The organism is Mycobacterium szulgai (genome assembly GCF_002116635.1).
GTDB lineage: Bacteria > Actinomycetota > Actinomycetes > Mycobacteriales > Mycobacteriaceae > Mycobacterium > Mycobacterium szulgai.
The window spans coordinates 41544-67747 of sequence record NZ_LQPW01000123.1 but is presented as its reverse complement, the minus strand read 5'-3'; the positions used below and the strand labels follow the sequence as shown (position 1 = coordinate 67747).

26 protein-coding genes and 1 pseudogene are annotated in these 26204 nt (G+C 66.7%); 12 read left to right on the top strand and 15 right to left on the bottom strand.

Going from position 1 to position 26204, the window contains the following annotated elements; genetic code table 11:
• Nucleotides 1-433: pseudogene (locus AWC27_RS31220) on the top strand (hypothetical protein); the annotation flags it as partial.
• A gap of 105 nt (nucleotides 434-538) precedes the next feature.
• Here AWC27_RS31220 and AWC27_RS17400 read toward each other — a convergent pair.
• On the bottom strand, nucleotides 539-2221 hold the full coding sequence (locus AWC27_RS17400) for a PE domain-containing protein (protein WP_085671627.1): 1683 nt from the start codon (nucleotides 2219-2221) through the stop codon (nucleotides 539-541).
• A 153-nt stretch (nucleotides 2222-2374) separates the two neighbouring features.
• Between AWC27_RS17400 and AWC27_RS17395 the strand changes: the two genes are divergently transcribed.
• Complete coding sequence (locus tag AWC27_RS17395; protein WP_085671626.1) at nucleotides 2375-2683, top strand: hypothetical protein; 309 nt, start codon at nucleotides 2375-2377, stop codon at nucleotides 2681-2683.
• Nucleotides 2684-2718: 35 nt separating this feature from the next.
• A complete protein-coding gene (locus tag AWC27_RS17390; protein ID WP_245847230.1) occupies nucleotides 2719-3102 on the top strand; it encodes a hypothetical protein in 384 nt (127 codons plus the stop codon).
• 20 nt (nucleotides 3103-3122) lie between these two features.
• On the opposite strand, the gene uppS is transcribed toward AWC27_RS17390, so the two are convergent.
• From uppS to AWC27_RS17375, 3 genes are all read right to left on the bottom strand, one after another.
• Complete coding sequence (uppS, locus tag AWC27_RS17385) at nucleotides 3123-3848, bottom strand: polyprenyl diphosphate synthase (RefSeq protein WP_085671625.1); 726 nt, start codon at nucleotides 3846-3848, stop codon at nucleotides 3123-3125.
• Between the two features lie 7 nt (nucleotides 3849-3855).
• On the bottom strand, nucleotides 3856-5427 hold the full coding sequence (locus AWC27_RS17380) for an MFS transporter (RefSeq protein ID WP_085671624.1): 1572 nt from the start codon (nucleotides 5425-5427) through the stop codon (nucleotides 3856-3858).
• A 178-nt stretch (nucleotides 5428-5605) separates the two neighbouring features.
• Nucleotides 5606-6040 (bottom strand): hypothetical protein, encoded by a 435-nt coding sequence (locus AWC27_RS17375; RefSeq protein ID WP_245847228.1) that lies wholly within the window; start codon nucleotides 6038-6040, stop codon nucleotides 5606-5608.
• 198 nt (nucleotides 6041-6238) lie between these two features.
• Between AWC27_RS17375 and AWC27_RS17370 the strand changes: the two genes are divergently transcribed.
• Together AWC27_RS17370 and AWC27_RS17365 are read left to right on the top strand one after the other, a co-directional pair.
• On the top strand, nucleotides 6239-6625 hold the full coding sequence (locus AWC27_RS17370) for a hypothetical protein (RefSeq protein WP_085671622.1): 387 nt from the start codon (nucleotides 6239-6241) through the stop codon (nucleotides 6623-6625).
• 39 nt (nucleotides 6626-6664) lie between these two features.
• Nucleotides 6665-6928 (top strand): hypothetical protein, encoded by a 264-nt coding sequence (locus AWC27_RS17365; RefSeq protein WP_085671621.1) that lies wholly within the window; start codon nucleotides 6665-6667, stop codon nucleotides 6926-6928.
• On the opposite strand, the gene AWC27_RS17360 is transcribed toward AWC27_RS17365, so the two are convergent.
• From AWC27_RS17360 to AWC27_RS17355, 3 genes are all read right to left on the bottom strand, one after another.
• The gene (locus AWC27_RS17360) at nucleotides 6925-7788 is read right to left on the bottom strand and encodes an alpha/beta fold hydrolase (RefSeq protein WP_211281656.1); all 864 of its coding nucleotides are present in this window, start codon (nucleotides 7786-7788) and stop codon (nucleotides 6925-6927) included. The two genes, AWC27_RS17365 and AWC27_RS17360, sit on opposite strands and share 4 nt — an antisense overlap.
• Nucleotides 7789-7822: 34 nt before the next feature.
• Nucleotides 7823-7984 (bottom strand): hypothetical protein, encoded by a 162-nt coding sequence (locus tag AWC27_RS31215; protein WP_169726812.1) that lies wholly within the window; start codon nucleotides 7982-7984, stop codon nucleotides 7823-7825.
• A gap of 221 nt (nucleotides 7985-8205) precedes the next feature.
• Nucleotides 8206-10227, bottom strand: coding sequence for a serine/threonine-protein kinase (locus tag AWC27_RS17355; protein ID WP_085671620.1), 2022 nt, complete (start codon nucleotides 10225-10227; stop codon nucleotides 8206-8208).
• A 182-nt stretch (nucleotides 10228-10409) separates the two neighbouring features.
• Between AWC27_RS17355 and AWC27_RS17350 the strand changes: the two genes are divergently transcribed.
• Nucleotides 10410-13472, top strand: coding sequence for a patatin-like protein (locus AWC27_RS17350; RefSeq protein ID WP_085671633.1), 3063 nt, complete (start codon nucleotides 10410-10412; stop codon nucleotides 13470-13472).
• Between the two features lie 9 nt (nucleotides 13473-13481).
• Here the strand turns inward: AWC27_RS17350 and AWC27_RS17345 are convergent, their stop codons facing one another.
• Both AWC27_RS17345 and AWC27_RS17340 read right to left on the bottom strand, forming a co-directional pair.
• Nucleotides 13482-13919: a hypothetical protein gene (locus AWC27_RS17345; protein ID WP_085671619.1), complete on the bottom strand. Its 438-nt coding sequence runs from the start codon at nucleotides 13917-13919 to the stop codon at nucleotides 13482-13484.
• On the bottom strand, nucleotides 13916-14605 hold the full coding sequence (locus tag AWC27_RS17340; protein ID WP_085671618.1) for a GAP family protein: 690 nt from the start codon (nucleotides 14603-14605) through the stop codon (nucleotides 13916-13918). Before AWC27_RS17340 ends, AWC27_RS17345 begins: the two co-directional genes overlap by 4 nt.
• A gap of 94 nt (nucleotides 14606-14699) precedes the next feature.
• Between AWC27_RS17340 and AWC27_RS17335 the strand changes: the two genes are divergently transcribed.
• The gene (locus AWC27_RS17335; RefSeq protein ID WP_085671617.1) at nucleotides 14700-15944 is read left to right on the top strand and encodes a multidrug effflux MFS transporter; all 1245 of its coding nucleotides are present in this window, start codon (nucleotides 14700-14702) and stop codon (nucleotides 15942-15944) included.
• Nucleotides 15937-17349 (top strand): amidohydrolase family protein, encoded by a 1413-nt coding sequence (locus AWC27_RS17330; protein ID WP_085671616.1) that lies wholly within the window; start codon nucleotides 15937-15939, stop codon nucleotides 17347-17349. Before AWC27_RS17335 ends, AWC27_RS17330 begins: the two co-directional genes overlap by 8 nt.
• On the opposite strand, the gene AWC27_RS17325 is transcribed toward AWC27_RS17330, so the two are convergent.
• Nucleotides 17350-18501: a TDT family transporter gene (locus AWC27_RS17325; RefSeq protein ID WP_085671615.1), complete on the bottom strand. Its 1152-nt coding sequence runs from the start codon at nucleotides 18499-18501 to the stop codon at nucleotides 17350-17352. It lies immediately after the preceding gene.
• A gap of 111 nt (nucleotides 18502-18612) precedes the next feature.
• On the opposite strand from AWC27_RS17325, the gene AWC27_RS17320 reads away from it, so the two are divergent.
• Together AWC27_RS17320 and AWC27_RS17315 are read left to right on the top strand one after the other, a co-directional pair.
• Nucleotides 18613-18795 carry a hypothetical protein gene (locus AWC27_RS17320; RefSeq protein ID WP_169726813.1) on the top strand — a complete coding sequence of 61 codons (183 nt, stop codon included), beginning with the start codon at nucleotides 18613-18615 and terminating at the stop codon, nucleotides 18793-18795.
• 2 nt (nucleotides 18796-18797) lie between these two features.
• Nucleotides 18798-19199 carry an integrase gene (locus tag AWC27_RS17315; RefSeq protein ID WP_085671613.1) on the top strand — a complete coding sequence of 134 codons (402 nt, stop codon included), beginning with the start codon at nucleotides 18798-18800 and terminating at the stop codon, nucleotides 19197-19199.
• 18 nt (nucleotides 19200-19217) lie between these two features.
• Here AWC27_RS17315 and AWC27_RS17310 read toward each other — a convergent pair whose 3' ends face one another.
• Together AWC27_RS17310 and AWC27_RS17305 are read right to left on the bottom strand one after the other, a co-directional pair.
• Nucleotides 19218-19964, bottom strand: a complete 747-nt coding sequence (locus tag AWC27_RS17310) for a DUF2510 domain-containing protein (protein WP_085671612.1) — start codon at nucleotides 19962-19964, stop codon at nucleotides 19218-19220.
• On the bottom strand, nucleotides 19961-20617 hold the full coding sequence (locus AWC27_RS17305; protein ID WP_085671611.1) for an LppP/LprE family lipoprotein: 657 nt from the start codon (nucleotides 20615-20617) through the stop codon (nucleotides 19961-19963). Before AWC27_RS17305 ends, AWC27_RS17310 begins: the two co-directional genes overlap by 4 nt.
• A 276-nt stretch (nucleotides 20618-20893) precedes the next feature.
• On the opposite strand from AWC27_RS17305, the gene AWC27_RS17300 reads away from it, so the two are divergent.
• Nucleotides 20894-22435, top strand: coding sequence for an LCP family protein (locus tag AWC27_RS17300; protein WP_085671610.1), 1542 nt, complete (start codon nucleotides 20894-20896; stop codon nucleotides 22433-22435).
• A 62-nt stretch (nucleotides 22436-22497) separates the two neighbouring features.
• On the opposite strand, the gene AWC27_RS17295 is transcribed toward AWC27_RS17300, so the two are convergent.
• Nucleotides 22498-23277 (bottom strand): SDR family NAD(P)-dependent oxidoreductase, encoded by a 780-nt coding sequence (locus AWC27_RS17295; protein WP_085671609.1) that lies wholly within the window; start codon nucleotides 23275-23277, stop codon nucleotides 22498-22500.
• 48 nt (nucleotides 23278-23325) lie between these two features.
• Between AWC27_RS17295 and AWC27_RS17290 the strand changes: the two genes are divergently transcribed.
• Nucleotides 23326-24225, top strand: a complete 900-nt coding sequence (locus tag AWC27_RS17290; protein WP_085671608.1) for an NAD(P)-dependent oxidoreductase — start codon at nucleotides 23326-23328, stop codon at nucleotides 24223-24225.
• Here AWC27_RS17290 and AWC27_RS17285 read toward each other — a convergent pair.
• Together AWC27_RS17285 and AWC27_RS17280 are read right to left on the bottom strand one after the other, a co-directional pair.
• Entirely contained in the window at nucleotides 24208-25041 is an 834-nt protein-coding gene (locus AWC27_RS17285) for an SDR family oxidoreductase (protein ID WP_085671607.1), read from the bottom strand. The genes AWC27_RS17290 and AWC27_RS17285 overlap by 18 nt on opposite strands.
• 222 nt (nucleotides 25042-25263) lie before the next feature.
• The gene (locus tag AWC27_RS17280; protein ID WP_085671606.1) at nucleotides 25264-26148 is read right to left on the bottom strand and encodes an enoyl-CoA hydratase; all 885 of its coding nucleotides are present in this window, start codon (nucleotides 26146-26148) and stop codon (nucleotides 25264-25266) included.
• Nucleotides 26149-26204 lie beyond the last annotated feature (56 nt).

The window sequence follows — 26204 nt, the reverse complement described above, 5'->3', positions numbered from 1 at the left end:
CGGCGGTCTGGGACTGGTCGGCGGCGGCGGTGGGGCCGGCGGCCAGGGCGGTGCGGCCACCTGGACCGGTACCGGTGGCGTCGGTGGGATGGGCGGGATGGGAGGACTCGGCAGCGACGCGGGCGGAAAAGGGGGCGACGGCGGCCACGGCGGCCTCGGCGGCTTGTTTGCCGGCGACGGCGGCGCCGGCGGCACCGGCGGAGCCGGGGGCGCTAACAGCAACAGCGGCAACGGCGTCTTTAACGGCGGCAATGGCGGCAACGGTGGCCTGGGTGGGGCGGCGCAATTTGTCGGCGTCGGCGGCAATGGCGGGGCGCCGGGATCCGGCGGAGCCGCCGCCGCCGGCGGCGGCGGCAACGACGGCCGCGAGGGCGTGGCCGGAACCGGCGGTATCGGTGGCGTCCTGTATGGCGGGCCGGGGCGGCCGGGCTAGCCCGACTCGAGTGTGCGGTCTTGGCTTGGCATGTGCACTCTGGGCGCCCGGATCCCGATTCCGCCGCCCTGGATACACACTCGAAGCCGCAGCCGCACAGTTGGCTTACGCAGCGTCGATGAGATCCCGGATGACCGCGATCGGGAAGTTGATCGTCGCCTTTCCGACCTGTTCGATACCGTCGCGCACCGCCGTCACGATCATCGTCGGGTCGCCGCTGAACAGGGAGTAGAAAACGTTCCAGCTCGCCGTCTGCGGCGCCGTGATCAGATTGCGCACGTCGACGAACAGCTCGGTCGGCAGTGAGGCGGGCGGGACAGGCACCCCGTCCCAGCTCACCATCGTCCAGCCAGCGCTGGGACTCCCCTGCACCACGACCTCGCCGGTGTTGGGCAACGTGTGAGTCAGGATGAGCAGTGGATCGGGGTTGTTGACGTTCATCAGCGTCCCGATTTCGATGGTGAACGCACTCGAGTATGCGACCTCGGTGATCTTGCCGTCGGCGGCCGGAATCGGGTTCGCCATGGCGTGGCTGTACATCGTCTGCAGCGCGTCGGTGAAGCCGTTGTTGAACACCACACCGTTGAATTGCAGCGAGCCCGGAGTGAGCATCGGCACGATGGGCAGGCCGAACGTCCACGCGAGCGGGCCGACGAGGTAGAGCAGCCCCGCCGGACTGATCTGCGGCAGGCCGTCGAAGATGCCGGCACTGATCTCGTTGAGGCCGGCCAATGCCGGCACGCTGGTCATCCCATACATGGCGGCCAACGGCGCGGCGGTCTGCTGTGCCCGCAGCAACTGCGAGTCGAAGATGCCGGCGTAAGGGCCCTTCGCGAAGAGCGCGTTGGCGATGACGTTGGCCTGGTTCTGGCCCGTTGCGGTGAGCGGAGGGCCGGGCACATTCGTGTCGATCAAGTTCGCCGCGTTGCTCGCGGTCTGGCCGTGTCGCACGAAGTCGATCACGATCGACTGCCCGGTTCCGGTGCTGTCCACCCAGCCGGCGCCGGGAGTACCGATGAACAGCCCGGCCCGGCCCCCGATCCCGCTGCCCCCGCCGGCGCCGCCGTTGCCCAGGAACAACGCCTGTCCCCCGGTGCCTCCGGTGCCGCCGATACCCCCGATGCCGCCGTTGCCCATCAGCCAGCCACCGGTGCCGCCCATGCCGCCGGTCCCGCCGCCGAAGCCGGCACCACCGGCACCACCATTACCGATCAGCCCGGCATTTCCGCCGATACCGCCGGCCACCACGCCGCCACCGGTCGGGGAATAGCCGGCTCCACCGTCGCCGAACAGGATTCCGCCCGCACCGCCGTTGGGGCTGGCCGCCGTTCCCGCAATACCGTTGCCGATCAGCGCGCGGTGGAACACAAAACCGGTGGGCGCGTTGATGATCGGGTCGAGCGCCTGGCCCACCGGGCTACTGATCCATGCTTGCCCGGCTGTGTGAATCGGGCCGTAGACCGCCGTCTGGAACCCGTCGGCGACGGCCGAGCCCAGACCAGCGGCGATGGTCGCCTCCGCGCCCGCATACGACGCCGCGGCGGCTCCCAGGGTGCGCACAAACTGCTCGTGGAACGTCGCGGCCTGCGCCGCCGCCGCCTGGTATTCCGCAGCATGCCGACCGAACAGCGTCGCGATCGCCGCCGACACCTCATCCCCGGCCGCCGCTGCGACCTCTGTCGTCGGGATGACGGCCGCCAGGTTGCCGGCCCGCACCGCCGAACCGATCTGCGCCGCATTCGCCGCCGCCGTCGCCAACAGATCAGGCGCCACGAGCACTAGTGACATCGTCCCACTCCCCGCGTTCTCGAGTCCTAGCAATCATGGCGTCCGAGGCGGGAAAAAACGCGGAAATCAGCGACGATCTTGAGATCGGTAGCGGTTCGGGCGGCCTTCACTGATTGCACTGTCAAGGCAAGGCGCCGTAAGAAGGGAACAACTATGAACCGGATTTCGCGGTTCGCGACGACGGCGGTGGTGTCGGCCGGTTTGAGTCTGGCCGGTTTGGCGGCGAGCGCGGGTGTGGCGCATGCGGGCGGCCCGCGTCAGTGGTGTCCGGGGGACGACCCGCGAGGTGAGCCGGGTGGCGCGTTCGTGACCAGCCCGCCGGATTGGGACTGGAATGTGTGCCACATCTACTACATCGTTCCGGCGGGGCAGGGCAACGTGAGCCCGGGCATTCTGGCCGATGCTCCGCCGCCTCCGCCACCGACAGTGTGCTGGACACTCTTCCTCCCCCGGCCCTGCTAGGAGGTTTCCGCGCAAAAGGGGGTATCCCGAAGGCCATGGCCGGCGAACACGAGGCATCCCTGCGGGGCAAAATGGCAGCCGAGCGCGCTGCAGAGTTGCGAGAGCGACAAAGCGAACTCGCGACCGGGGCACCCGTTACCACCGACGACGTCGAACTCGCCGAACACCGCGCCGATCTGGCCAGACGGCGCGCCGCGTATGCGGGACTTTCGGCCGCGCGCAGCTTAAATGAATCCGCGCGGCTGCACGAGAAGGTGGCGCGTTCCCAAGACAAGGCGGTCGCACAGGGTGTGTCGCACACCGCGGAGCACGAGAAGTCGGCGGCATGGCATCGTGAAGCGGCCGAAGTCGATCGCACTTTGGCGACGCGCAAGACCAGTGAGTCCGAAGCCGACCTACGTCCGCAGACCGATCACTAATCTGCGGCCTGGGTGCCTCGTTACAGCAGCACCGAATCGGGGGCGCGTCCGCCCAGCCTGCGCTCGCGTTGCCCGTAGTCCGCGAGCGCCAGCTCGAGAGTGTGGCGGTTGAAATCGGGCCACAATTCGTCCAGGAACAGCAGTTCTGAGTACGACGACTGCCACAGAAAGCAGTTGGACAACCGTCGCTCACCACCGGTACGGATGACGAGGTCGGGGTCGCGCATCTCGGGTGCGTAAAGCAGCTGCCGAAACGCCTCTTCGCCGCCACCGTTGTAGCGCTGTGCAGCGTCGAGCAGCTCCTGCCGGCCACCGTAGTTGAATCCGACGAACAGGATCATTCGGGAGTTGTGCGCGGTAAGTGCCTCGGCCCGGTCCACCGCGTCGAGCACCGCTTGCGGCAGCCCGGTGCGCGACCCGACAATCCGGAGCCGGATTTCGTGGGGCTCCAACTCCTCGGCGGCACGAACCAAGTAGTGCGCGAACACGCGCATGATGCTGTCGAGTTCGGCTGCAGAACGTGTCCAGTTCTCCGTCGAAAAGCAATACAACCCCAGCTGTTCGATACCCAGCGCGCAGGCGTCGCGGGCAAGCGGGATCACCAGTGCGGCGCCGGCAACATGACCCTCCTCCAGCGACAGTCCCCGCGCCCGGGCCCAGCGTGAGTGGCCGTCGGTCATGATGACGACATTGCGCGGCAGCCGGTCGGGCTCGAGGCCCGGCAGTCCCTGAATCAGATCGTCCATGGTGTCCTCATCGCGTCGAAATTCGGATTGCTGGGTCCTGCGTCCGGGGGCTGCCGCGCGCCGGCAACACGATGGCGACGGCGATTGCGGCGGCAACTGCGAAGCCTGCGCATACCAGGCAGCTCACCCGGACCCCGTCGAGGAAGGCGGCTTCGACGGCTTGGTGAATGTTCTGGGACTGCGCGGACGGCAGGTGGGCGAGCACACCCTGGGCTTGGGCCATGGACTCGCGCATCGAATCGTGCGTCCGGGGCATCGTCTCCTGGACCGCGCTGCTGCGGTCCAGATTGTGGGTGTAGACGGACGCGAAAACGCTGCCGACGATCGCGACGCCGAAGGCTCCCCCCAGTTGGCGGGTCGCGCCGGTCACTGCTGCGCCGACGCCCAAGGTGGCCTGGCCCAACGAGCCCATGATCGCATCGGTCGCGGCGGCCAGCGTTAGCCCGAGACCGGCGCCCAGCAATGTCATCGCCGCTGCGATCGCCCAGTACGAGGTGGCGCTGTCGAAGTAGCCCGACCACGCTATGGCGACGGCGAGAGCCCCCAGTCCGCCGGTCACGGCGACCGTCGCACCGAACCGCTCGGCGAATCGCGGGGCGAGCACGCTGGCCGCGGCAACCGAAAACGCCAGCGGCAACAGGCGCACACCAGTTTGCAGCGGTGTGTATGCGGTGACGAATTGCAGGTATTGGGTTGCTACAAAAACGAATCCGCACATTGCCAGGGCGGCTGCCGCGATTGCGATGGTGCCGCCGGTGAACCGTCGATCTGCAAATATCGACAGATCGAGCATCGGGTGCGCGGTATGCAATTCCTGCCAGATAAAGGCCGCGAGCAAGATGGCTGCGGCAATGAATCCTGCGCAGGTACGTGCGCCGCTCCAACCGATTTCAGGCGCTTCGATAATCGTGTAAGTCAGTAGCGTTATGCCAATCGCGGACAATGCCAGTCCAGCGAAGTCGATCGGCACCCGCTCGGGGTCTTTCGATGTGGGCACGAATAGCAGCGCCCCGACCAGAGCCAGGCCGGCGATGGGGACGTTGACCCAGAAAATCGATCCCAGCGAAAAATGCCCGAGCAGCCAGCCGCCAGTGATGGGGCCGGCAATGACGCCGAGACCCGTCATCGCCGACCACACTCCGATTGCCTTCGCGCGCTGCGCCGGGGCTGGGAAAATGTTGGTGATCAACGCCAGCGTCGTCGGGTAGATGATCGCCGCGCCAAGTCCCATCGCGGCCCGCGCCGCGATGAGTGTTCCCGGCGATGTGGCGGTGGCGGCCACGGCCGACGTCGCGGCGAAGATGGCCAGGCCAATCGTCAACCACCCGCGCCTGCCGTACCGGTCGCCGAGGTTGCCCGCCGATAGCAACAGCCCGGCGGTGGTTAAGGCATACGCATCGACGATCCATTGCAACTCGCCGTTGTCGGCATTCAAATTGCGCGACAACGTCGGCAGCGCGACAGTGACGATCGTCAGATCAATGCTGGCGACGAAGTTGCCCAGACACATGACGGCAAGCGCGATTTCAGGACGAAACCGCGTCTTCGCGGTTCTTCCGATCGATTGCGACCCGTCCATCACATGCCCGTCATAAAGCCCGCGAAACGACGGGGGCCAACTCGCCGTTGCCCCGATTCCTCAACCCGGATCTCGAGGACATCGACAATCACCTGAAAAGCGATACCAGATGCCATCCGGATTTGCGGCAAAAGCAGGCAACATGAGGTCCTCAGTTGCCCAACTCAGTCGGCCGGCGCTAGCCCGTCTGGGCCGGCGGGTCGTCGACCGACTTGAACCGTGGGTCGACCCCGGCCATCTTCAGGATTGCGTTCGCCACCGGATAGTCGCCATCCTTGCGGGATTCGATGTACTGCCGAACCCGCTCGTTGGCGAACATCGAAACGCCGGCCTGGTCCATGTACTGCCGCATCTCCTCGAGGTCGAGCAGTACCAACTCGTCGTCACCGCGCCAGCCGAAGGCGATCTGCAGCACGCGGGCAGACAGGCCGAACTTCTCCCCGATCGCTATCAGTTCGGCATAGCTGGGGAAGTCCTCGGCATCCTTGCGCCGGGAGTAGGTGGCCTTCGGCAGGTTGAGCGCGGTGGCGATCTCGCCATCTGGAATGTCGCGATTCAGCAGCCACTCCAACACGCGACCGAGGTCCTTCCCGGACCTCGTCAGTCTCGGCATCCCACAAACGGTAGTAGGTGACCGAAAAGCAGTCAAACGAGCCCAGCTTCGGATCTTCAACTCACATCCAGTCCTCTCAAGCTATTTTCGTCCTAACTGTTCCATTTATGAAACGATTGTCTTACGATACAACGCAACAGCCCCTTTGTCGGCACAGATGACCGATTCAGGAACGGGCCTTGGACACCGGGAGAAGCCATGACGCACCCACTCACCACCGAGGACCACCCGCGGCTAGCGCGCCGCCGCTCGGCCGCCAAGCTGGCATGGGCCCTGGCGCTCGGTTGCGCACTCGGGGCAGGACTGGTGGCAACCGGCGTCGCCCAGGCGGATACCGCAACCCCCAACACCCCGTCCTACGACCTCGGCTTCACCAAAGCGTTCAACGACGGCCAGCTCACGGCCACCCGCATGCGCGCGGAGGGTTTCTCGCTGCAGCACATCGTCGTGTCAAACCGGATCCCCACCATCTGCGCCAAGGAGGCGGCCTCGGTGCAAGCCTTTCCCGGCCTGGACCGGCCCGAATTCATGCAGGGCTGCGCCGACGGAATGAACAGCCTGATCGAAACGGGCACGGCGTACTGAACACCGGTTTATCCGAACCAGACCGCCTACGATTCCCACGTGGCCACCCCAGATGATCTCGACGGCACCCTCCGAAATCTTCGCGCCCGCATCGCGGCTCTAGAGGCATCCCAGTCCGACCTGGAGGCAATGGCGGAGGCCATCAAGGCCTTCGGCAGCACCCAGCAAATGCTTGCCGATGTACTGCGCGGTTTCGGCGGCGGCATGAGAGATACCGCCGATGACTCCAACCAACGGATCCGCGCCATCGAAGCGTCTGTCGCCGAGATCAAGGACCTCTTAGGGCGGACAACCGGTCGCTAGTCGACGTGGCGAGCCAGGAAGTCCTGAACGGCCGCGGCGAACACGTCGTTACGGTCGCCAGCGACCATGTGTCCCGCGCCCCGCACGTCGGCGAACTCGACTTGCGGGAATCGAGCGAGAAACTCGTCCGCGCTTTCCTGTGGCACGAGGTCGCTCATCTGTCCCCGAATCAGCAGCATGGGCACACCGTCACGCAGGATCGCCGCGACCGCCGCGTACAACCGGTCGCGGTCGGTGACCTCCATCGGCGGAAACGCCGCCGTGCCGCTGATGAACTGCGGGTCCCAATGCCAATACCAGCGGTCGCCACGGCGGCGCAGATTGGTGGTCAAGCCCTCCAGGTCAGTGGGCCGGGGGCGATGCGGGTTGTACTCGGCGATCATGTCCGCGACCTCGTCGAGCGAACCGAACCCCGATTCGACCCGGTCGGCCATGAAGGCGTGGATTCGATTCGCCCCGGACTGGTCCATGTTCGGCACGATGTCCACCAGCACCACGGCACTGGCGATACCCGGCGAAAGTTCCCCGGCGAGCAGCATCGAGGTGAACCCGCCCAGCGAGGCACCCACCAGCACGGGCTTGGGCGGCAGATCGCGCAGCACTTCCTGGATATCCCGGGCGAAACTGACGACGCGATAATCCCCGTCGGTGGACCAGTCGGATTCGCCGTGGCCGCGTAGGTCGATGGTGACGGCCTGCCAGCCGCGCTCGGCCACCGCCGCCGCTGCCCGGCCCCATGACCTGCGGGTCTGACCACCGCCGTGTAAGAACACCACGGCCCGGGCCGCCGGATCCCCGAGCCGGTCCGCAACGATGCGCACTCCGCCCGATCCCTGTATCGAAAACAGCTCGGGCGTCATCAGCCGATATTAGAACCGACTTCGGTTCGCCGGATCAGCCGGCGCCACGAGAACCGTGCTCGCCCTTCCACAGCTGGGCGAAGCGGTGGGCGATCCTGCTCAGACCGCCCCGTCGCGAACTCTTGATTCGGTTCAGCGCCTGCTGTCCCTCGGCGGCGTAGTCCTGGACGGATTCGTCTCCTTCTTCAGCGCGCATGGCATTGTCCCCGTTCTGTCGGTGTCAGCCGTTCGGGTGGTTCTGCGGGCACGAGTCGTTCCGGCGGTTCGGACGGCTGAGCCGTTCGGGTGTTTCTGACGGTGTCAGCCGCTCCGGCGACTCGTCGGGGGTGCCGCGTTCGGGCACCGCGGTGGCAAGCATGATGTCCTTCCGATCGACTCAGTCCTGGCTACCCCGTCGACCCGAAGATCCAAACGGGCTCAGCCGCCGGTGCGGTTGAACTTCATCTCGTAATTGCCGCCTACGCAGGCACTTCCCGATTCGTCCTTGAACCCGGTTCCGGTGAGCAGCCCGATGGGGTCTTGGGCCGGGTTGGGGAGCGGGAAGGTGCCGTTGATCTTGACGTGCGAGGTGCCGCCGACCGGGCACGATGCGTCGTATTCGTCGTTTCGTGTCCACACGTTCTCGGCAAACGCCAACAGCTGGGTACCGCTGCTGCCGTCGGTTCTTACGAAGCGGCTTATGCACCGGTCGCCGGTGCGCAGGCAGACGGTTTCCACGCTGTAGTCGGCTTCCTGCGGCTTGGGCGGCCGGGCGCCGCTGGTGTAGGTGGTCACCAAGTGGTACCGACCGTGCAGGGATAGCGCCGGTGTCAGCACCCGAGCCGGTTGGTCAGCGGGGTTGGCCAGCTTGGCGATGTCCGCGTCGCCGGTTCGGTTGAACGTCACGTTGCGCTTGCTGTAGCAGTTGAGGGAATCCGAGATCCATTCGCCGGCCAGCGAGCCGTCCGGGCGCGGCTGCAACCAGATGAAGTTCCACTTCTCTACAGGTTTGTCGTTGCAGGTGGTTCCGGACAGGGCCACCCCGGTCCAGCGGCCACGGACGTCGTCGAAGATCAGACTTGTCGCGTGGATGAAGGTCCCCGACATTCTCGACGCGGTGGCCACACAGCCGTCTCCGCTGCAGCTCGACCGGATGACCCAGGTCTCGCGGCCAGGTGGTTCGCCGCCTTGCACTTCCTTGCCTGTCAGCGACAGCTTCGGCCCGAAGTCGGCGGCGTAGGTGCCGGTGAACGGCCCGGAGTTGAGCCCGGCCCGGTTCAGCTGGCTAGTGGGCGGGTGATCGGCTTTGTCGCCACCGCCACCGCCGCCGTTGCTCAAGACGACGGCGACGACGACGCCGACCACGGTGAGCACCGCCGCGGCACCGCCGAGGATGAAAGGCGTGCGGCTGCGTTTCCTGCCGCTCGAGGCGGGGCCCGACGGCGGAGTCGCGGGCCAGGCGGGCTTGGTGGCCGGCACCGCCGGCCACGCAGCGTTCGGCCGGCGATCGCCCGGCGGCGGGCGTTGGGCGGGGCGGGGGCCGCTGTTGTGCGCCGATCGATAGTTCTGCGGCATGGTCGGCGGGAACGCCTGCCGGGTGTCCGGTTGCATCGGCGGCGGGCGGCGCTGGGGATACGGGATCGCGGCCGTTCCGGTGATCGCCTCGCGCGCCGCGGCGGCCATCTGCGTGACGGTCGGATAGCGCTGATCGGGGTTCTTGGCCATCGCGGTGGCGATTACGCCGTCCAGTTCGCGCGGCACACCGCGCCGCATGGTCGAGGGTCGCGGCGGCGGCAACGACAGATGGCCGCCGATTTGCTGTTCGAGGCTGTCGCCGGGGAACGGCTGGCTGCCGGTCAGACATTCATGCAGCACACATCCCAGGGCGTACGTGTCGCCGCGCGGGTCGGTCTGGCCGGTGGTCACCCGTTCGGGCGCCATGTAGGCCCACGTGCCGATCACGTTGCCGGTACCGGTCATGCTCGGTTCGCCGGTGGTGCGGGCAATGCCGAAATCGATCAGGTAAGCGAAGTCGTCCTCGTCGACCAGAATGTTGGACGGCTTCACATCGCGGTGCACCAGGCCGATCCGGTGCGCGGCGCGCAGCGCGGAGGCCACCTGCTCGATGATCTTGACGGCACGTTCTGGGGCCAGCACCTCGCTGGCCAGGATGGCCTGCAAATCCTTGCCGTTGACCAGCCGCATATCCACGTAGAGGCGGCCATCGATTTCGCCGAAATTGTGGATCGGTACCACGTGCGGGTCATTCAGGCCCGCCGCCGCCAGCGCCTCGCGGCGAAATCGCTGCTCGAAAACCGGGTCGTGGGCCAGGTTCGCCGGCAATACCTTCACGGCGACCACCCGCTGGGTCTCGGTGTCGTAGGCGCGCCACACTTCGCCCATGCCACCGCGGCCGAGCAACGCGATCAGCCGGTACCGGCCGAAGGGCGTACCTTGCACTTCGCCCCCTGGCGAATGTCGGGTAATACCAGCAAACACATTAGAACCGTGCGGCCGGTCGGCGAAAGAAAATCTCGATTGTCCCCACCTCTGCCAGGATGCAGCGCAAATGGGCGGCGTTCTGGCAATCTAAGTCAGGGACCCGGCTGTATCTGCGGTCCTCGCTAGGCGAGGGGGTGCGCATGGCATTCGATGAGCCGTCACCGGTGACGGAGTTGACCCAGGAACTGCGACTGGCCACCACGATGACCGGCGGCGTCAGTCTCGCGATCTGGATGGCCGGAGTGGCCCGCGAGATCAACTTGCTGGCCCAGGCGTCGCAGTGGCGCAGAGCCGGCGGCACCTTTCCGACGGACAACCCGCTCAGCAAGGAGTCGACCGCCTCACTCAAGCTGTACACGCAACTGCTCGACCTGCTCGACATGATCGCCGACGTCGACATCCTGTCGGGCACCAGCGCCGGCGGCATCAACGCGGCGTTGCTGGCCCACGCGCGCATCGCCGGGGCCGATCTGGGCGGGCTGCGTGACCTCTGGCTCGACCTTGGCGCGTTGACCGACCTGTTGCGCGACCCACGCGACAAGCACACGCCGTCGCTGCTGTATGGCGACGAACGGATGTACGCCGCGCTGGCCAAGCAGATACCCAACCTCCAGATCGGGCCGTTTCCGCCGACGAAGTTCCCGCCGAAGGCCCGCACTCCGTCGACCACCCTCTACATCACCACCACCCTGCTCACCGGCGAGACCAGCAGATTCACCGACTCGTTCGGCACTCTGGTGCAAGACGTCGACCGCCGCGGTCTGTTCACATTCACCCAAGACCAGCTGGCGATGACCGGCACCGCCGCGGCCCTGGCACTGGCCGCGCGCAGCTCGGCCTCCTTCCCGCTGGCCTTCGAGCCGTCGTTTCTGCCGTTCAACGAGGGCACGCCCACGCACGGCCCCAAACAGCACGAGGTGCCGGCCCGGCCGCCGATGGAAGCCTTCACCAACATCACCCGAGCGCACTGGGTCGCAGACGGCGGGCTGCTCAACAACCGGCCCCTCGGCGTCCTGCTGCGCCGCATCTTCGACCGTCCCGCCCGGCGAGCGGTGCGCCGCGTGCTGCTCTTCGTCGTGCCGTCTTCCGGGCCGGCGCCGACGCTGGTGGACGTGGTCCCGCCGGACCGGGTCGACGAGCCGCTGGGGCTGGTCGACGCGTTACTCAAGGACCTGGCCGCGATCACCAACCAGTCGATCGCCACCGATCTGCGCGAGATCCGCATCCACCAGGACCGCATGGAATCTCGAACCGACACCAAGTTGCGCCTGGCGGAGCTGGCCGCGCGGCTGCCCGACGGCGTGCGACTGCTCACCGAGCAGCTGCTGGCCGACTACGCGACACGTGAGGCCACCCGCCACGGGCAGTCCCTCACCGATGCGCTGTTGCGTCAGCTCAGCACGTGGCCGCCGCAGTCGGGACCGTCCACCGAAAGCATCCCGGCGAACTGGCAGCCCGACCTCTCCATCGGCGGCGGCGCCGAGAAGATGTGCCGGCGTCAGGTCACCGCGGCGATCCTGAGCCGGTGGTCGCAGCCCCCTGAACAGCCACTGCCGGAGACTGCGGCCGACCTCAGCCGGTATGGGCAACCGGCGTACGACCTGGCGAAGGGGTGTGCGCTCAACGTGGTGCTAGCGGCCTACGAGCTGGCGCGCTCTGAAGACGATGTCGCCGCTCTGGCCGAACTCACTCAGGCCATCCATCTGGCCTGCCCACCGCCGGACCCGGTCGATCTCGCTGAGCTGGTGCGCAATACGTGCACCAACGAGGCGGTGCGGCGAGGTTCGCTGGCCAATGCCGCCCGCGTCCTGGCCGCCGATTATCTGCAGCGGCTGAAGGTCCCCGAGGACGCCTGGGCCAAGCTGGGCGGGGCTCTGGTGGTCGGCTACCGGAAGCTGAGCGAGCTGGGCGCCGGCGCCCCGGCAACCGATCCGCTGAATATCTACCTCGACTACCTGGGGTCAGACGACGACCCGCCGACCATGGCCGGCAAGCTGTTCGATCTGGCCGCCACCCAGCGGTCGATGCTTCCGGCCGAGGCGGACATCGAACAATCCGTGGAGCTGGTGCAGGTGAGCGCCGATAGCCGCAGCCTGCTTGCACCCGACTGGGAGACCGCGCAAAAAAAGCTGAGCGGCATGCAGTTCCACCACTTCGGCGCGTTTTACAAACGGTCGTGGCGGGCCAACGACTGGATGTGGGGCCGGCTCGACGGATGCGGCTGGCTGGTCCACGTACTGCTGGATCCGCGACGGGTGCGCTGGATGGCGCAGGCCCGCACCGCGCCCGACGCAGCGCAAAGCAATGCGCAATGGTTCCTCGAGAAGCTGCAAAGCCTTGCCGCACTTGATCTTCCGGCATCAGACGAAGCCCGCCAACAGCTACTCGACGAGCTCGCGTTCCTGGACAACCCGACCACGCCGACCCCAGCGAGCCTGCCCAGTACGTCGATGTGGCTGGCGCAGGCGTGGCAGCAGCGGGTGCTCGACGAGGAACTGGACGGACTGGCGGAAACGGTGCTCGACCCGCAGCCGGGAAAGCCGCCGGACTGGAGCCCGACGACGTCACGCAGCTGGGCGGCCAATGTCCTGGCCGCAAATCCGGGAAAAGCCAAATATGCGCTGCTGAACCAGAATCCGGTCGCAGCCGAGACATTCGTCAGCGACAAGGGATCGCCGCTGATGGCACGTACCGTCGCCAAAGCCGCGGCGACGGCCTCCGGTGCGGCCGGCTCGGTGCGGCAGCTGCCCAGCGTCCTCAAGCCGCCGGTGGCCACCTTGCGAACGTTGACGCTGGGCGGATATCGGGTGGTGTCCTGGACCAAAGGCGTTGCCCGGTCGATCATCATCGCCGGTGCGCTGCTGCTGTTGCTGGGTATTGCGGCCGCGATTCAATCGGTGACCGTGTTCGGGGTGACGGGCCTGATCATGGTGGCGACGGGAAGTTATCTCGTCGTCTTGGGAACGTGGCAGATTTCCAGCCGGCTGGTGTTCGCGCTGCTGTCGACCACGTTTGTGGCAGCGGTATTTTTCCTGACGACGCCGGTGGTACGGCAATGGTTGTTCGGCGACGAGAAACATCCCGGGCTGGTGAGCGCGCACGTGTACTGGCTGGGCTCCCAGTGGTGGCACCCGCTGATCGTGGTGGGAGGGCTCGCGCTGGGCATCACCCTGATCGCGGTGGCCAAGCCTGGCCGGCGCTAGCTGGCCCGGCTAGTTCGTGGGCGTGCGCCGAGCGCGAAAGAAGTTCGTAGCCGACGGTTGCAGGATCAACACCAGGATCGGCACCGCGAAAAGCAGGTCCAGTATCGCGACCACGGTGCCGAACCGGCTGGTGACGGCCACGACGACAGCCAGAATCACTTGCAGCACCGCGGCAATCACCAGAATCGTCCTGGTGCTACCCCGCAACGCGGCGATGCCGCCCCAGATGTACAGGGCGCCCGCGGCAATCCTGAATCCCAGGACCAGGTAAAGAGCCGCGAATGACGGGGCATCGGCAGGCGCCACCCCGCCACGCGTGTACCCGGCGACGGCCAGGACGGTCCACAGGTGCAGCACGACGAACAGCCCGCCGGCCACGAATGCCAGGACCGCCGCGGCCGTGACCACGCCCGGACGAGCCTTGGGCGTGTTGGCCCGCAAACTCACAGAGCGCGAATTCCGTTGTAGAGCACCATCAAACCGATCAGCACCAAGACGGCCGCGAGCATCGCGGCGTGGTTTTTCTCCATCCAGTCCTTGAGCCGGGTCAGCGGCTCGTCGAGGCGGTCACCGGCACTGGCGAAGGCCAGGATGGGGATGGCGACCGTGGAAGCGGCGACCACGACGAAGATCGCGGCGCAGATCAACTTTCCGGCGGAGTCCAGGCTGCTGGTGCCGATGGCCAGACCACCCGCGACACAAATGATCGATACCTCGGGGCGCAGCACCGACAGCACCACCGCGGTCACCCCCGCCCGCATTGGCGAGATGGTGGAAAAGGTCCGCATCCAGCGTGGCGATTCGGCATGGCCGTGACGGGTCAGCCAGCGATACACACCGAACGCGATTAGCAACGACCCGAGCACCACCCGCACCCAGGAAGCCCACGTCGGCGGACCCTTGTGCACACCACCGAGCAGCCCGGAGGCCGCGACGAAGATCGCCGTCAGCGCGGCCAGCCCCAGCACCCAGCCGCCGAGGAAGGCCAGTGCGGTCGGGCGCGGCCGCGGTGCATGCAGGACCAGCACGGCGGGGATGACCGTCAAGGGCGAGACGGCTATCACCAAAGCGAGCGGAATCAACGCGGCCAATACGTGGCCCCAATTTCCTGTCACGGGCAGCAATCTTCGCATTGCCACCGCCGCCGGCGGTGCCAGACGCCCCCGAGTGAGCCATATTGACGCAAAAGTAGATCGCCGTGGGCCCGGCGTGCAATGATCCGGCTCTGTGGCGGAACCTCTCGAGAACGAAACGTTCGCAGCGCCGCGGCAGCTCATTGCGATCTTGCTGTTTGTGGTGCCACTGAGCCAGGTTCCGCTCGACCTCTATACCCCCGCGTTGCCGCAGATGGCCCTCGACCTGCACGCCTCCCCGGCGGCCATGCAGAACACGGTCACGGCCTACGTACTGGGCATGAGCCTGGCGTTCTTGCCCGTGGGAATCATCGCCGACGCCCGGGGCCGCAAGCCGGTGTTGCTGAGTTGCCTGGGCATCGTCATCGTGATGAGCCTGGTATGCGCGCTGGCCACCAGCGTGCCACTGCTGCTGGGCGCGCGCTTCGTCCAGGGCGCGGCGGCGTGCGCGTGCATGGTGGTGCCTTTCGCGATCGCCGCGGACTGTTTTCGCGGCAGCCGGCTGACGTCGGTGTCGGGCCTGCTCGGCACGGCGTGGGGGCTGGCGCCGGTGCTCGCGCCCGCGGCCGGGGGCCTGCTGGTCCAGTACCTTTCCTGGCGGTTGGTGTTCGTAGGTATCGCCGCGATCGCGTTGCTAGCCGCGGCGGTGGTTGCGCTGGCGCTACCCGAAACGCTTATGCGCGAACACCGTTCACCGATCAATATCGCCTCGACCGGCCGGGTGATGGCCGACGCGCTGCGGCACCCGGTGTTCGTCAGCTTCGTTCTGGTATTCGGCCTGATCGCCACCGCGCAGCTGGCTTTCGGTGTGGCCGGCCCCTTCCTCTATCAGGAAAACCTCGGGTTCTCCCCAGCGGCCTACGGGATGATGGCGCTGATCGTCGGGGCAGCGAATCTGTGCGGCGAACTGGCCTGCGGCATCTTGGCCGTACGGCTGTCCACCCGCCGGTTGGCCATGAGCGCGCTGGCTGTGTATGGAATCGGCACCGTGGTGCTGCTCGGATCGGGCTTGCTGATAGGCAACAACGCCTGGGCGCTCACCGTCGGCGCCTGCCTTGCGCTGTTGGGTTGCGGCGAGCTCTGCCCGCAGATGTACGGCGAAGCCATCGGCCTGTTCACCCGCAACCTCGGGTTGATCGGCGGCCTGGTCAGTGCCGGCAGCTACCTGATCATCACCGTCGGGATGTTCGTCGTCGGCGCCCTGCCCGAGTACTCGCCGGCACCGATGGGCTGGCTGTATTTAGGTTGCGGCGTGGCTTCGTTCGCGCTGCTTGCCTGGGCGACGGCCAAGCACCGACAGAGCCGGCAACAAACATTGGAAGGGGAATCGAGTGGTTAATCACATTCACCTGGGCCACGTATTCCATATCGCCGGCGCCCCCCTGGTCACCGGCGCCGCCGACGCCCTGGTATCAATCCCCGACGGCGCGTTGGTCATTGGCGACGGCGGCCGCATCGGGTTCTGCGGCGAACGTAGCGAGATCCCGGCCCAGTATCAATCCGCACCCACCTCCGACCACCGGCCCGGCTTTCTGCTCCCCGGCTTCGTGGACACTCATGTGCACTTCCCTCAGACCTATGCCGGCGACTCCTACGGCGGTGGCCAGCTGCTGGAGTGGCTGACCCAGTGCGTATATCCCTCCGAAGTCCGTTTCGCCGACCCTGATTTCGCCCGGCAGGCGGCTGTCACATTCTGCGATCGGCGCATCGCAGTGGGGACCACCGCGGCCATGGTCTTCGGCTCCGCCTTCCCGCACGCGCAAGACGCCTTGTTCACCGAGACGCAGCGCCGGGGACTACGGATGGTCAGCGGCCGCGGCATCCAAACCACCGGCCCCGACGTGGCGGCACGGCTGATCACCTCCGAGGACGACGCCATCCGACTGACCCGCGAGGAGATCGAACGATGGCACGCCGCGGACACCGGTGCGGCGAAAACCGCTCGGCTGCACGTGGCGATCATCCCGCGCTTTTCCCTCGCGGTGAGTACCGCGACCCTGAAAAGCCTTGGCGAGCTCTATGATTCGGTGCGCGACCGCGGGGTCTACTTCCACAGCCACCTCAACGAGAACAATCGTCAGGGCACCGGCGAAGTGGACGAAACCAAACATAGGTTTCAGGTCGACTCGTATCTGGACACCTACGACGGCAAGTTCCTGCCCGGTTCGGCCGTCGGCGGATCGAGCCTGCTCGGGCGGCGCACCATCATGGCGCACGCGGTGCACTGCCAGGACGGAGAGCTCGAGCGGATGGCCGAGACCGGCACTTCGATCGCGCACTGCCCGATCTCGCAGCAGTTCCTGGGATCGGGCACCATGCCCTGGCTGCGTACGGTGGCATCGGGGGTGAACATAGCTGCCGGAACGGATTTCGGCGGCGGCGACGAGTGGCTGATTCCCAAGGTGATCGGCGCGGCTTTCAAAGTACACATCTCCGAACCGGGTGAAGCCGGGGTTTCCATGCACCCGGCCGAAATGCTGTTCCTCGGAACCTTGGCCGGCGCAAGGGCTTTGGACATGGAGGAACGCTTCGGCAACTTCGACGTGGGCAAGGAGGCCGACTTCGTCGTCATCGATCCCAGTCGGACGCCGGCACTGAAAGCGGCACTGACGTACGGCGCGCGCTCGGCCGACCCCGGTATGGCCCGCGACCAGACGCTGTTCGCGCTGTTGATGGGAATACGCGAGACTTCGGTGGCCGAGACTTATGTACAAGGCCGCCGGCTGGAATCCATCGGCGACTGATCATGGCACCGGGTCCTTCTTGGACCTGATCGGTTGAGCACTGGGCGGCTGCCGGAAGAGGTTGCCGCGCAAGCTTCCTCCTGCGGTTCGGATGGCCACCAACACCCAAGTCGACAACAGGCCGAGGTAGGCAATGGCCGCGGCCACCTTGAAGGCCGGCAGATGCGTGTGCGCCGCCAGTTGCGAGGTGCCGGTGACGAAGGTGCCGACCGGGAACGTCAGGCTCCACCACGTCAGTGCGAACGGCATGCCGCGGCGCAGGGTGCGTACCGTCAGCGAGGTCGCCAAGGCGATCCACAAGACCGCGAAGCCCCACACCGGAACTCCGAACAGGATCGCGAACGCGTTCATGTCTTCGGCGATCTTCGGGTCGATCGCCCCATACGCGGCGGCGGCACCGAGAAGCCCCGCGGCCGTTATCGATTGCCCGAGCGGGCCCAACACGATCCACAGCGTGGGCACCCGCGCGGAGCCCGAGGTTCCGTAGTGGGTCAGCCGGCTCCAAATCATCGCGATGATGTTCAACGAAGCCACCAACGACAATCCGAACATCGCGTAACAGCCGTACAGCATGGTCTCGCGCCCGGTGCCCGGCGGCATATACGGCAGCAGCAGAGCGCCCGTGGCGGCCGACACCATGGGCGGGACCACTGGCATCAGCCAGCCGCCGAACGCCGCATCGGGCTCGACCTGGTACTGGGTGAACATCAGGAAGGGGATGCTCACGGCGGTGAACAGGCCGCCGAGCGTGCCAAGGGTCCACAGCGCCCAGTCGAGGTCGACGGCCAAGCGCATACCGATGAGATCGCGACCGATCAGCACCGCGCCCCCGCCTACCGTCATCAGCGCCATCGGGGCGGCGCCGTAGAAATGGGCCATCTGCGGATTGCGGGCGTGGGTGCGCGCCACGGTGGGGTGGCGCAGCCAGTGACCCCCGACCAAGACGATCAGCACCGCGAGCATGGCGCTGGCGATGACCCACACCACTTCGGCGAATCCGCGCAGCCCCGGCACGTGGACGGGCAGGGCGGCACCGGCGGTGGCCACGATCCCGGTACCCATCACCGAGGCGAACCAATTGGGACCGATGTTGCCCAGGACCTCGACCCGCGTCTGCGGCGGGCTGGCGCCGTCGGCGCTTGCGGTGGCCATAGTTGACAGACCCTACTGCCGGTCCGGTCGCCTACACTGCCATCCGTGCTGCAACCCAGGGCCCCGCTGGTAATCGGGGTCGCCGTCGTGCTGGTGATCGCCGCGCTCGCCATGCCGATCAAGCAACGATGCGGCACGCCGGGCCGCACCTGTGCCGCCGCGCTGGACGCTCATGGCTACGCGCACTACTACTACGAAGTGGAACCGCTGGGCGTCTTCATCATCGAAAACGTATTCGGCTCCAATATCCGGCTGTACTACACGTCCGGAGAAGAAGTCGTTAAGGTGCGATAGCAATGAGCCGAAGTGCCGGGCCGATCGCCAGCGCCGCAATCGTGGGGGTTGTCCTGTGGTGGGGCAACGCGGCGGGATCGGCGTCGCCGATGACCGATGTAGAACTCGTCGCCGCCAGCCAAAGCCCTTGCGCTGCAACATCTCTGTGCGCCGCCGACCCGGCGCCGGATGCCGGCGATCAAGCCACCGCCGAGCAGCGGATCATCGAGGGCTACGTCAAGAAGCAGATCGGTTGCACGCCGGATCTGCCCGCCAACCCCCAGTCGGTGACCTGGGATCCGCCCGGCTTCACACCCAACGTCGGCGGCTCGGGCAACATCATCGACGCCGATCCACGGCTGGGCGGCCACTTCACCGCCGACTACGTGAACGGGCACTGGCACCTGGCCTATTTGTACTGCTAACCGGCAGAACGGCTTTCGTTAGCGACACACTTGCTTGGCGAACTCCACGGTAGTGGTCGACGGTGTGTTGAACTGAGATTCGAGGGTCAACTCCGGCACGACCCGCTGATTGTCGACGCCCAGTCGCTTGAGTTCGAGCATGATCTGCATGGTGTCCGGCGCGATCCGGCGGGCGTTGGTGTCGCGGTCCGGGCGCATGGATGCCTCGCCGGTGGCCAGCGTGCTGTTGATGGAGAGGTCGTCGGTGTCCTCTTCGGGTCCCAGCTCGACGAACTTCTTGCCGTTGTTGGCCACGCTGTAGTCCAGGACATAGCCGACGAAGCCCGAGGCGTGCGAACCCGTCGGCGAGTGCGGCAGCGGTTGGACGAAGCGAATGACGAGCTCCAGCACCCCGGCGCGCGGGTGCTTGACCGCGACGGAGGCCACGGTGATGGAGTCCGGCGGCTTGGGCCCCTCCTGCAGTCTGCAGTTGAGTTGCCTGGGTAGCCGTGCCCAGTCGTCGTCGCGCGGCGACTGCGTCCAGAAAATGAACCCGACTCCGGCCACGATCAGCACCAGCGCGATGGGCAACACCAACCGCAAGGCCGCCGGCAATCCGAACCAGGCCCGCCGTACCCCGTCGGCAAATGCGGCCAACCGCGAGCGGGGCACCGACGGGTCGGGGCGGCGATGTTTGGTCCAGTGCTCACCGTCCCAATAACGCTGGCCCCCGGATCCGTCCGGATCGGGATACCAAGCCGCCGGGGGTGCGGTCGGCGCGGTCACGGTCCCACACTTTCCGGGAGCGGATCGAGGACCTGAACGCGATCATCCTTCCACCGGAATCCCACCGTGGTGAGGGTGCCGTCATCGCAGGCGTCACAGCTCTGCCGGGACCGATATGTCAACACCACGAGGTCGACGGTGGAGGCCGGATCCTCGATCTGGGTGAACGGGTAGGCCTTGGGCGTGGCGGTCCCGACGAACGTGCCGCGATGGAACATCAGCGCCTGGTCGGGCGAACTGCGGGTGGCGTCCTGCACCGTCACCACCACCGCGGACAGGTCGTCGCACGGTCCGTAGTTACTGGACTCGGGGTTGGGGTTCCAGGGTTTGCCGGTTTTGCTGTCCGGCGGAATCTTGGCCAGCGCCGCAGACACCGCGGTCTTCTCGTCCGGTCCGCATCCGGCCGGGTCGGCCGCAGTGGGCGTCGGTGTGGCCGTCGGTCCGGGCGCCGTCGCCGTGGGCGGCACCGGCTGCCCTTGCGGACCCCGGCCGGTGAACATCGCGACCACCGCGACGGCTACCGCAATCACCGCCGCCGCGGCCAGCACCCAGCGGGTGAGCCCGGACCTGGCCGACGGCGGAGTCGTGTCGAGAACATCGGACGGCTCGTAGGCAGGCGGGGGCCAGTTGGGATCGATGTCGTCAGACGCCATGCTTTCCTGAGAGCCTCCCCGTACCTCCCCGGACTGTGCCGGGCCTTGCCGAGCATGGCGAATTGTAGCCAGAACCCGCTGGTAGCGGAAATGCGCCGGGCCCGCCGCGGTCCCCCGAACCAGGTGCGGCGCAGGGGTGAATCTGCCCACATCACAGGTTCTGGAGTGGGGGCTTCACAGCAATCTGCCGCATACTAGACGGCATGCAACAAGCGACATCACCGCAAACCGCCGGCTGGGTGCCGGCCGGTCTGCCGGTGATCGGTCAGGCTTGTAATGGGAGGTAATCATCGCCTCCGCGCAGAACGTCAGCCGTCGCGGATGCGAAGACGGCTGACGCGCAGCTTCATGACGCTGGTCTCGGCCGTTGCCCTGCTGATGACGGGCGCGGGCTATTACGTGGCCCACGGCGCACTGGGCGGCATCACCATTTCGCAGGCGTTGACCGCCGACGATCCGCGGTCCACCGGCAACAACATGAACATCCTGCTGATCGGGCTGGACTCGCGCAAAGACCAGGAGGGCAATGACCTGCCCTGGTCGATTTTGAAGCACCTGCACGCCGGGGATTCGGATCAGGGCGGCTACAACACCAACACGCTGATCCTGGTGCACGTGGGCGCCGACGGGAAGGTCGTCGCGTTCTCGATTCCCCGCGACGACTGGGTGCCGTTCACCGGCGTTCCGGGTTACAACCACGCCAAGATCAAGGAGGCCTACGGGCTCACCAAGCAGTACGTCGCCCAGCAGCTGATCAACCAGGGCGTGAGTTCCCAGCACGAACTCGAGGCCCGGGGTCGCGAAGCCGGCCGGGCCGCCACTCTGCGGGCGGTACGCAGCCTGACCGGGGTGCCGATCGACTATTTCGCCGAGATCAACCTGGCCGGCTTCTACGATCTGGCCCAAACCCTGGGCGGCGTCGACGTGTGCCTCAACCACGCCGTCTACGACTCCTATTCGGGTGCCGACTTCCCGGCCGGACCGCAGCGGCTGGACGCCGCACAGGCACTCGCGTTCGTCCGGCAGCGGCACGGGCTGGACAACGGCGACCTGGACCGCACGCATCGCCAGCAGGCCTTCATTTCGTCGGTCATGCACGAGCTGCAGGATTCGGGTACCTTCACCAACTTCGACCGGCTCAATAGCCTGATGGCGGTGGCGCGCAAAGACGTCGTGCTGTCGGCCGGCTGGGACGAGGACCTGTTCCGCCGCATGGGCGAGCTGACCGGCGGTAACGTGGAGTTCCGGACGCTGCCGGTGGTGCGCTACGACAACATCGACGGCCAGGACGTCAACATCGTCGACCCGGCAGCGATCAGGGCCGAGGTAGCCGCGGCGATCGGCACCGCTCCCCCGACGACGGCGCCCACCACCACCTCCGTGAAGCCGAATCCGTCCACCGTCGTCGATGTGATCAACGCCGGCAGCATCAGCGGCATGGCCACCCAGGTGTCCAGCGCGCTGCGCAAACGCGGATTTACCGCGGGTCAGGTCCGCGACCGCGAATACGGCGACCCGTCGGACACCACGATCGCCTACGGCACCGGCGCGGACGCCGACGCCCAGAATGTGGCCACCCTGCTGGGCATCGACGCCCCTGCGCAGCCGAACCCCAACATCGCGCCAGGACACGTCCGGGTGGTGGTGGACACCAACTTCTCACTGCCCGCACCCGACGAGCTGACGACCACGACGTCGACGACCAGCACGACGTCCAGCAAACCCAACTCGTACTACTACAGCGGCACGACCACGACCTACCCGACGCCCGATCGAGGAAAGCCGATCGATGGCGGCGGGGTGCCGTGCGTGAACTAATAGCGACCCGCTTCGCCCGGCTCCGCCGCGCTCGCGATCGCCACGGTGTCAACTAATTAGAACTAGGCGTGCGTTCCGCCGTCGATGCGGATTTCGGTGCCGGTGATGAACGTGCCGTCCTCAGACACCAGCATGGCGATCACCCCGGCGACCACAGCGGGGTCGGCCATTCCGATTCCATTGCTCGGCAGAATCGGCAGCAGCCGGGAAAACAGCTTCCAGTCCGCGTCCGGCGGAATGTATCCCGCCGTGGTGTCGGTGATTCCGGATTTGATACTGCCGGGAGCCACGCACACCGCACGCAGGCCCTGGCTTGCGTACTCGAGCGCCAATGAGTGGGTGAAGGCCTGAATTCCGCCTTTGCTCGCGGCATAAGCCGCCATGTATGGATGGGCGAACGTGGCCGAGGTGGAGCTGAAGTTCACGATGGTGCTGCGCGGGTTATCGAGCAGACTCGGCAGCGCTTGGCGAACCACCAGAAACGTGCCGGTCAAGTTCACGGCGATGATCTGATTCCATAGCGCGGCGCTGGTCTGGTGGGTGTGCGCGGCGCGCAGCATGCCAGCTGCGTTGACCAGCGAATCCAGGCCGCCGAGCGTGTCCACCGCGCGGCACACCCCGTCGATCACCTGTTGTTCGTCGGCGACGTCCATCGTCAGGGCGGTGAACCGCGAACCAGGGGCGGCCTGGTCGGCCTTGGCTTGGGTGGTGGCCAGCCCATCATCGGCGATGTCGGCGCCCGCCACCGCGGCACCCTCTTCCAGCAGCCGCAGCGCGGTGGCCTGGCCGATGCCGGACCCGGCACCGGTCACCAGAATCCGATTGCCCTCAAGTCGTCGCATCCATCACATCTTTCACCAACGCGTGCCGGGCAAGGCAGGGTGAACGCCATGGACATCGGATTCATCGGCCTAGGACAGATGGGCGCGGGCATGGCCGCCAACCTGCTGCGGGCAGGTCATCGCCTCACCGTCTACAACCGATCGCCGCAGCGGGCGCAGCCCCTCGTCGAGCAGGGCGCCACCGCGGCGCGCACCGTCGCCGAGGTCAGCGGCGCCGAGGTGGTGTTCACCATGCTGGCCGACGATCCCGCCGTCTCGGACGTGACTTTCGGCGATGGTGGCCTCACCACATGGCTGGCGCCGGGCGCCACGCATGTGTCCGCGAGCACCATCAGCGTGGCCCTGTCCCAGAGTTTGGCCGCTGCCCATGCCGAAGCGGGCCAACAGTATGTCGCGGCGCCGGTATTCGGCCGGCCCGCCGCCGCTGCTGCCGCCAAGCTATTCGTTGTCGCCGCCGGCGCACCGCAGGCGCTGCAGCCGCTGGTCCCGCTGTTCGACGTGGTGGGCCAGCGCACCTTCGTGGTGTCCGACCAGCCGCACGCCGCCAACCTGGTGAAGCTCAGCGGAAACTTCTTGTTGGCCTCTGCCATCGAGTCGATCGGCGAAGCCGTCGCGCTGGTCGGCAAGGCCGGGGTCGACGCGGAGCAGTATGTCGAGATTCTCACCTCGACGCTGTTTCCGGCACCGACCTACCAGTCCTACGGCGGGCAGATCGCGCGACGGGATTTCGAGCCGGCCCAGTTCGCGGCGACGCTGGGACTCAAAGACATCCGGCTGGTGCTGGCGGCCGCCGAGGACCTGCAGGTGCCGCTGCCGGTGGCCAGCCTGCTACGCGATCGGTTGCTGACTTTGGTCGCAACCGGTGGCGGGCAGCTGGACTGGTCTGCGATCGCGACGCTCGCCGAGCGCGATGCCGGTTCAGACTCAGGCTCAGACCACTCCGCGTAGGCCGTCGGGACCGAACACCGGTTCCAGCATCGGCGAGAAGTCCGGTCCCCGGCGCAACATCTGCCCGCCGTCGACGTTGATGATCTGGCCGGTGATGTAGGCGGCGGCATCGCTGAGCAAGAACATGGCCAGGTTTGCGACGTCTTGGACCTCGCCGTGCCGCGGCAACGGTGTACAAGTCAGGTAGTCTGCGCTTAGTTCCGGCGAATCAGTAACGGGTGCAACAAGTTCCGTGCGGATCAGGCCCGGGCGGATGCTGTTGACCCGGACCCAGGACGCGCCGAGCTCGTCGGCGGCCAACTGCATCATGTGGTCGACGGCAGACTTGGTTACCCCGTAGGCGCCGAACCAGCGGTGGGTGTTGCTGGCCGCGATCGACGAGATTCCGACGAATGATCCCCCGCCACCGCGCACCAACTCCCGGGCTGCGTGCTTGAGGACGTACATGGTGCCGTTGACGTTGAGGTCGACGGTGCGGCGCCACGCCTCGGAGTCAATGCGGGTGATCGGCCCGATGGTCTCCGACCCCCCGGCGCAATGCACCACTCCGTGCAGCCGGCCGTGCCAGGCGGTGGCGGCGTCCACCGCACGCGCGGTCTCCTCCTCGTCGGTGACGTCGGAGGGTTCATAGCGGATGTGGCCGCCGTCGGTCGGTTGCGCTTCGATTTCTTCGACCGCGGCCGCCAGCTTGTCCGGATTACGCCCGACGATCATCACCGAGGCGCCGGCGGCGACCAGCCCAGCGGCCACCCCTTTGCCGATTCCGCTGCCACCGCCGGTGACGAGGTAAGTCCGGTCTTGGAAGGAAAGCTGCATGAGAGTCATCGAACCACGCGCGCCGTCACACTGGCCACACCCGCCTCTGGAAGAAGTGGATGTAGTTTTGCCCGCCTCAGAGCGACACCCGACGCTGTCGCTGTGAGGCGAGCAATCAGGTGCATCGCCTGCACGGAGGCCTATGTGGCAGCAGTGAATTCGAGAAAAGGCGCAAGAAGCGCAGCCGTCACCGGAGGCCGAGACCGCACCCCGGAGCGCCGGTTACGGCGTATCCCGCCGGGCGATCTGCGTCGGCCTCGCGGTACGCCAGTCTTCGACGTCCGGCGGCAGGCCGATCGGAAACCTGTTCTCGTTGTGCGCCGCCCAGTGCGCGTGCCCCAGCTCGTGAATGTGAAACGCATGCCGCAGCGCCTCGGTGAAGCCCATCGCGTCGGAGGCCGCGTTGACCGAATCCTTGACCAGCAGCGAGGCCATCGTGGGCCGCTCGGCGATGCGCCGGGCGAACTCCAGCGTCTTGTCGGCCAGCTCGTCGACCGGAAAGACCTTGGATACCATGCCCAGCCGGTAAGCTTCGTCGGCGTCCAGCGAATCACCGGTCAACAACAGCTCTTTGGCCTTGCGCGGCCCGAATTCCCAAGGGTGAGCGTAATACTCGACACCGGGCATACCCAGCCGAACCGCCACCACGTCGCTGAACCTCGCATTGTCGGCGGCGACGATCAGGTCGCAGGCCCAGATCAGCATTAACCCCGCCGAGATCGCGTTGCCCTGCACCGAGGCGATGGTGATCTTACGCAGATCCCGCCAGCGGCAAGTGTTTTGGAAGAAGAAGTGCCATTCCTGGTGATACAGCTTCTCCACGATCGGCTCGAGGGTGGCGCCGTGGGATCGATAGGTCGGGTGCTGATCGGGCCCGGGTTTGCGCTCCAGTATCGCCGCATCGGAGCCCAGGTCATGGCCGGCCGAGAAGTTCTTGCCCCGCGCGGCCAGGATCACCACCCGCACGGCGTCGTCGGCCTCGGCACGGGCGAACGCTTCGTCAAGCTCAACCAGCAGGGTGCGATTCTGCGCGTTGTGCTCGGCGGGCCGGTTGAGCCAGATCCGGGCGATGCGCCCCTCGTCGAGGGTTTCGTAGTCCACCGTCATTGCGCCCACCTAGTTCCTCCTCAGCTCGGCCGTCTTTACAGATTACGGCCGGTATG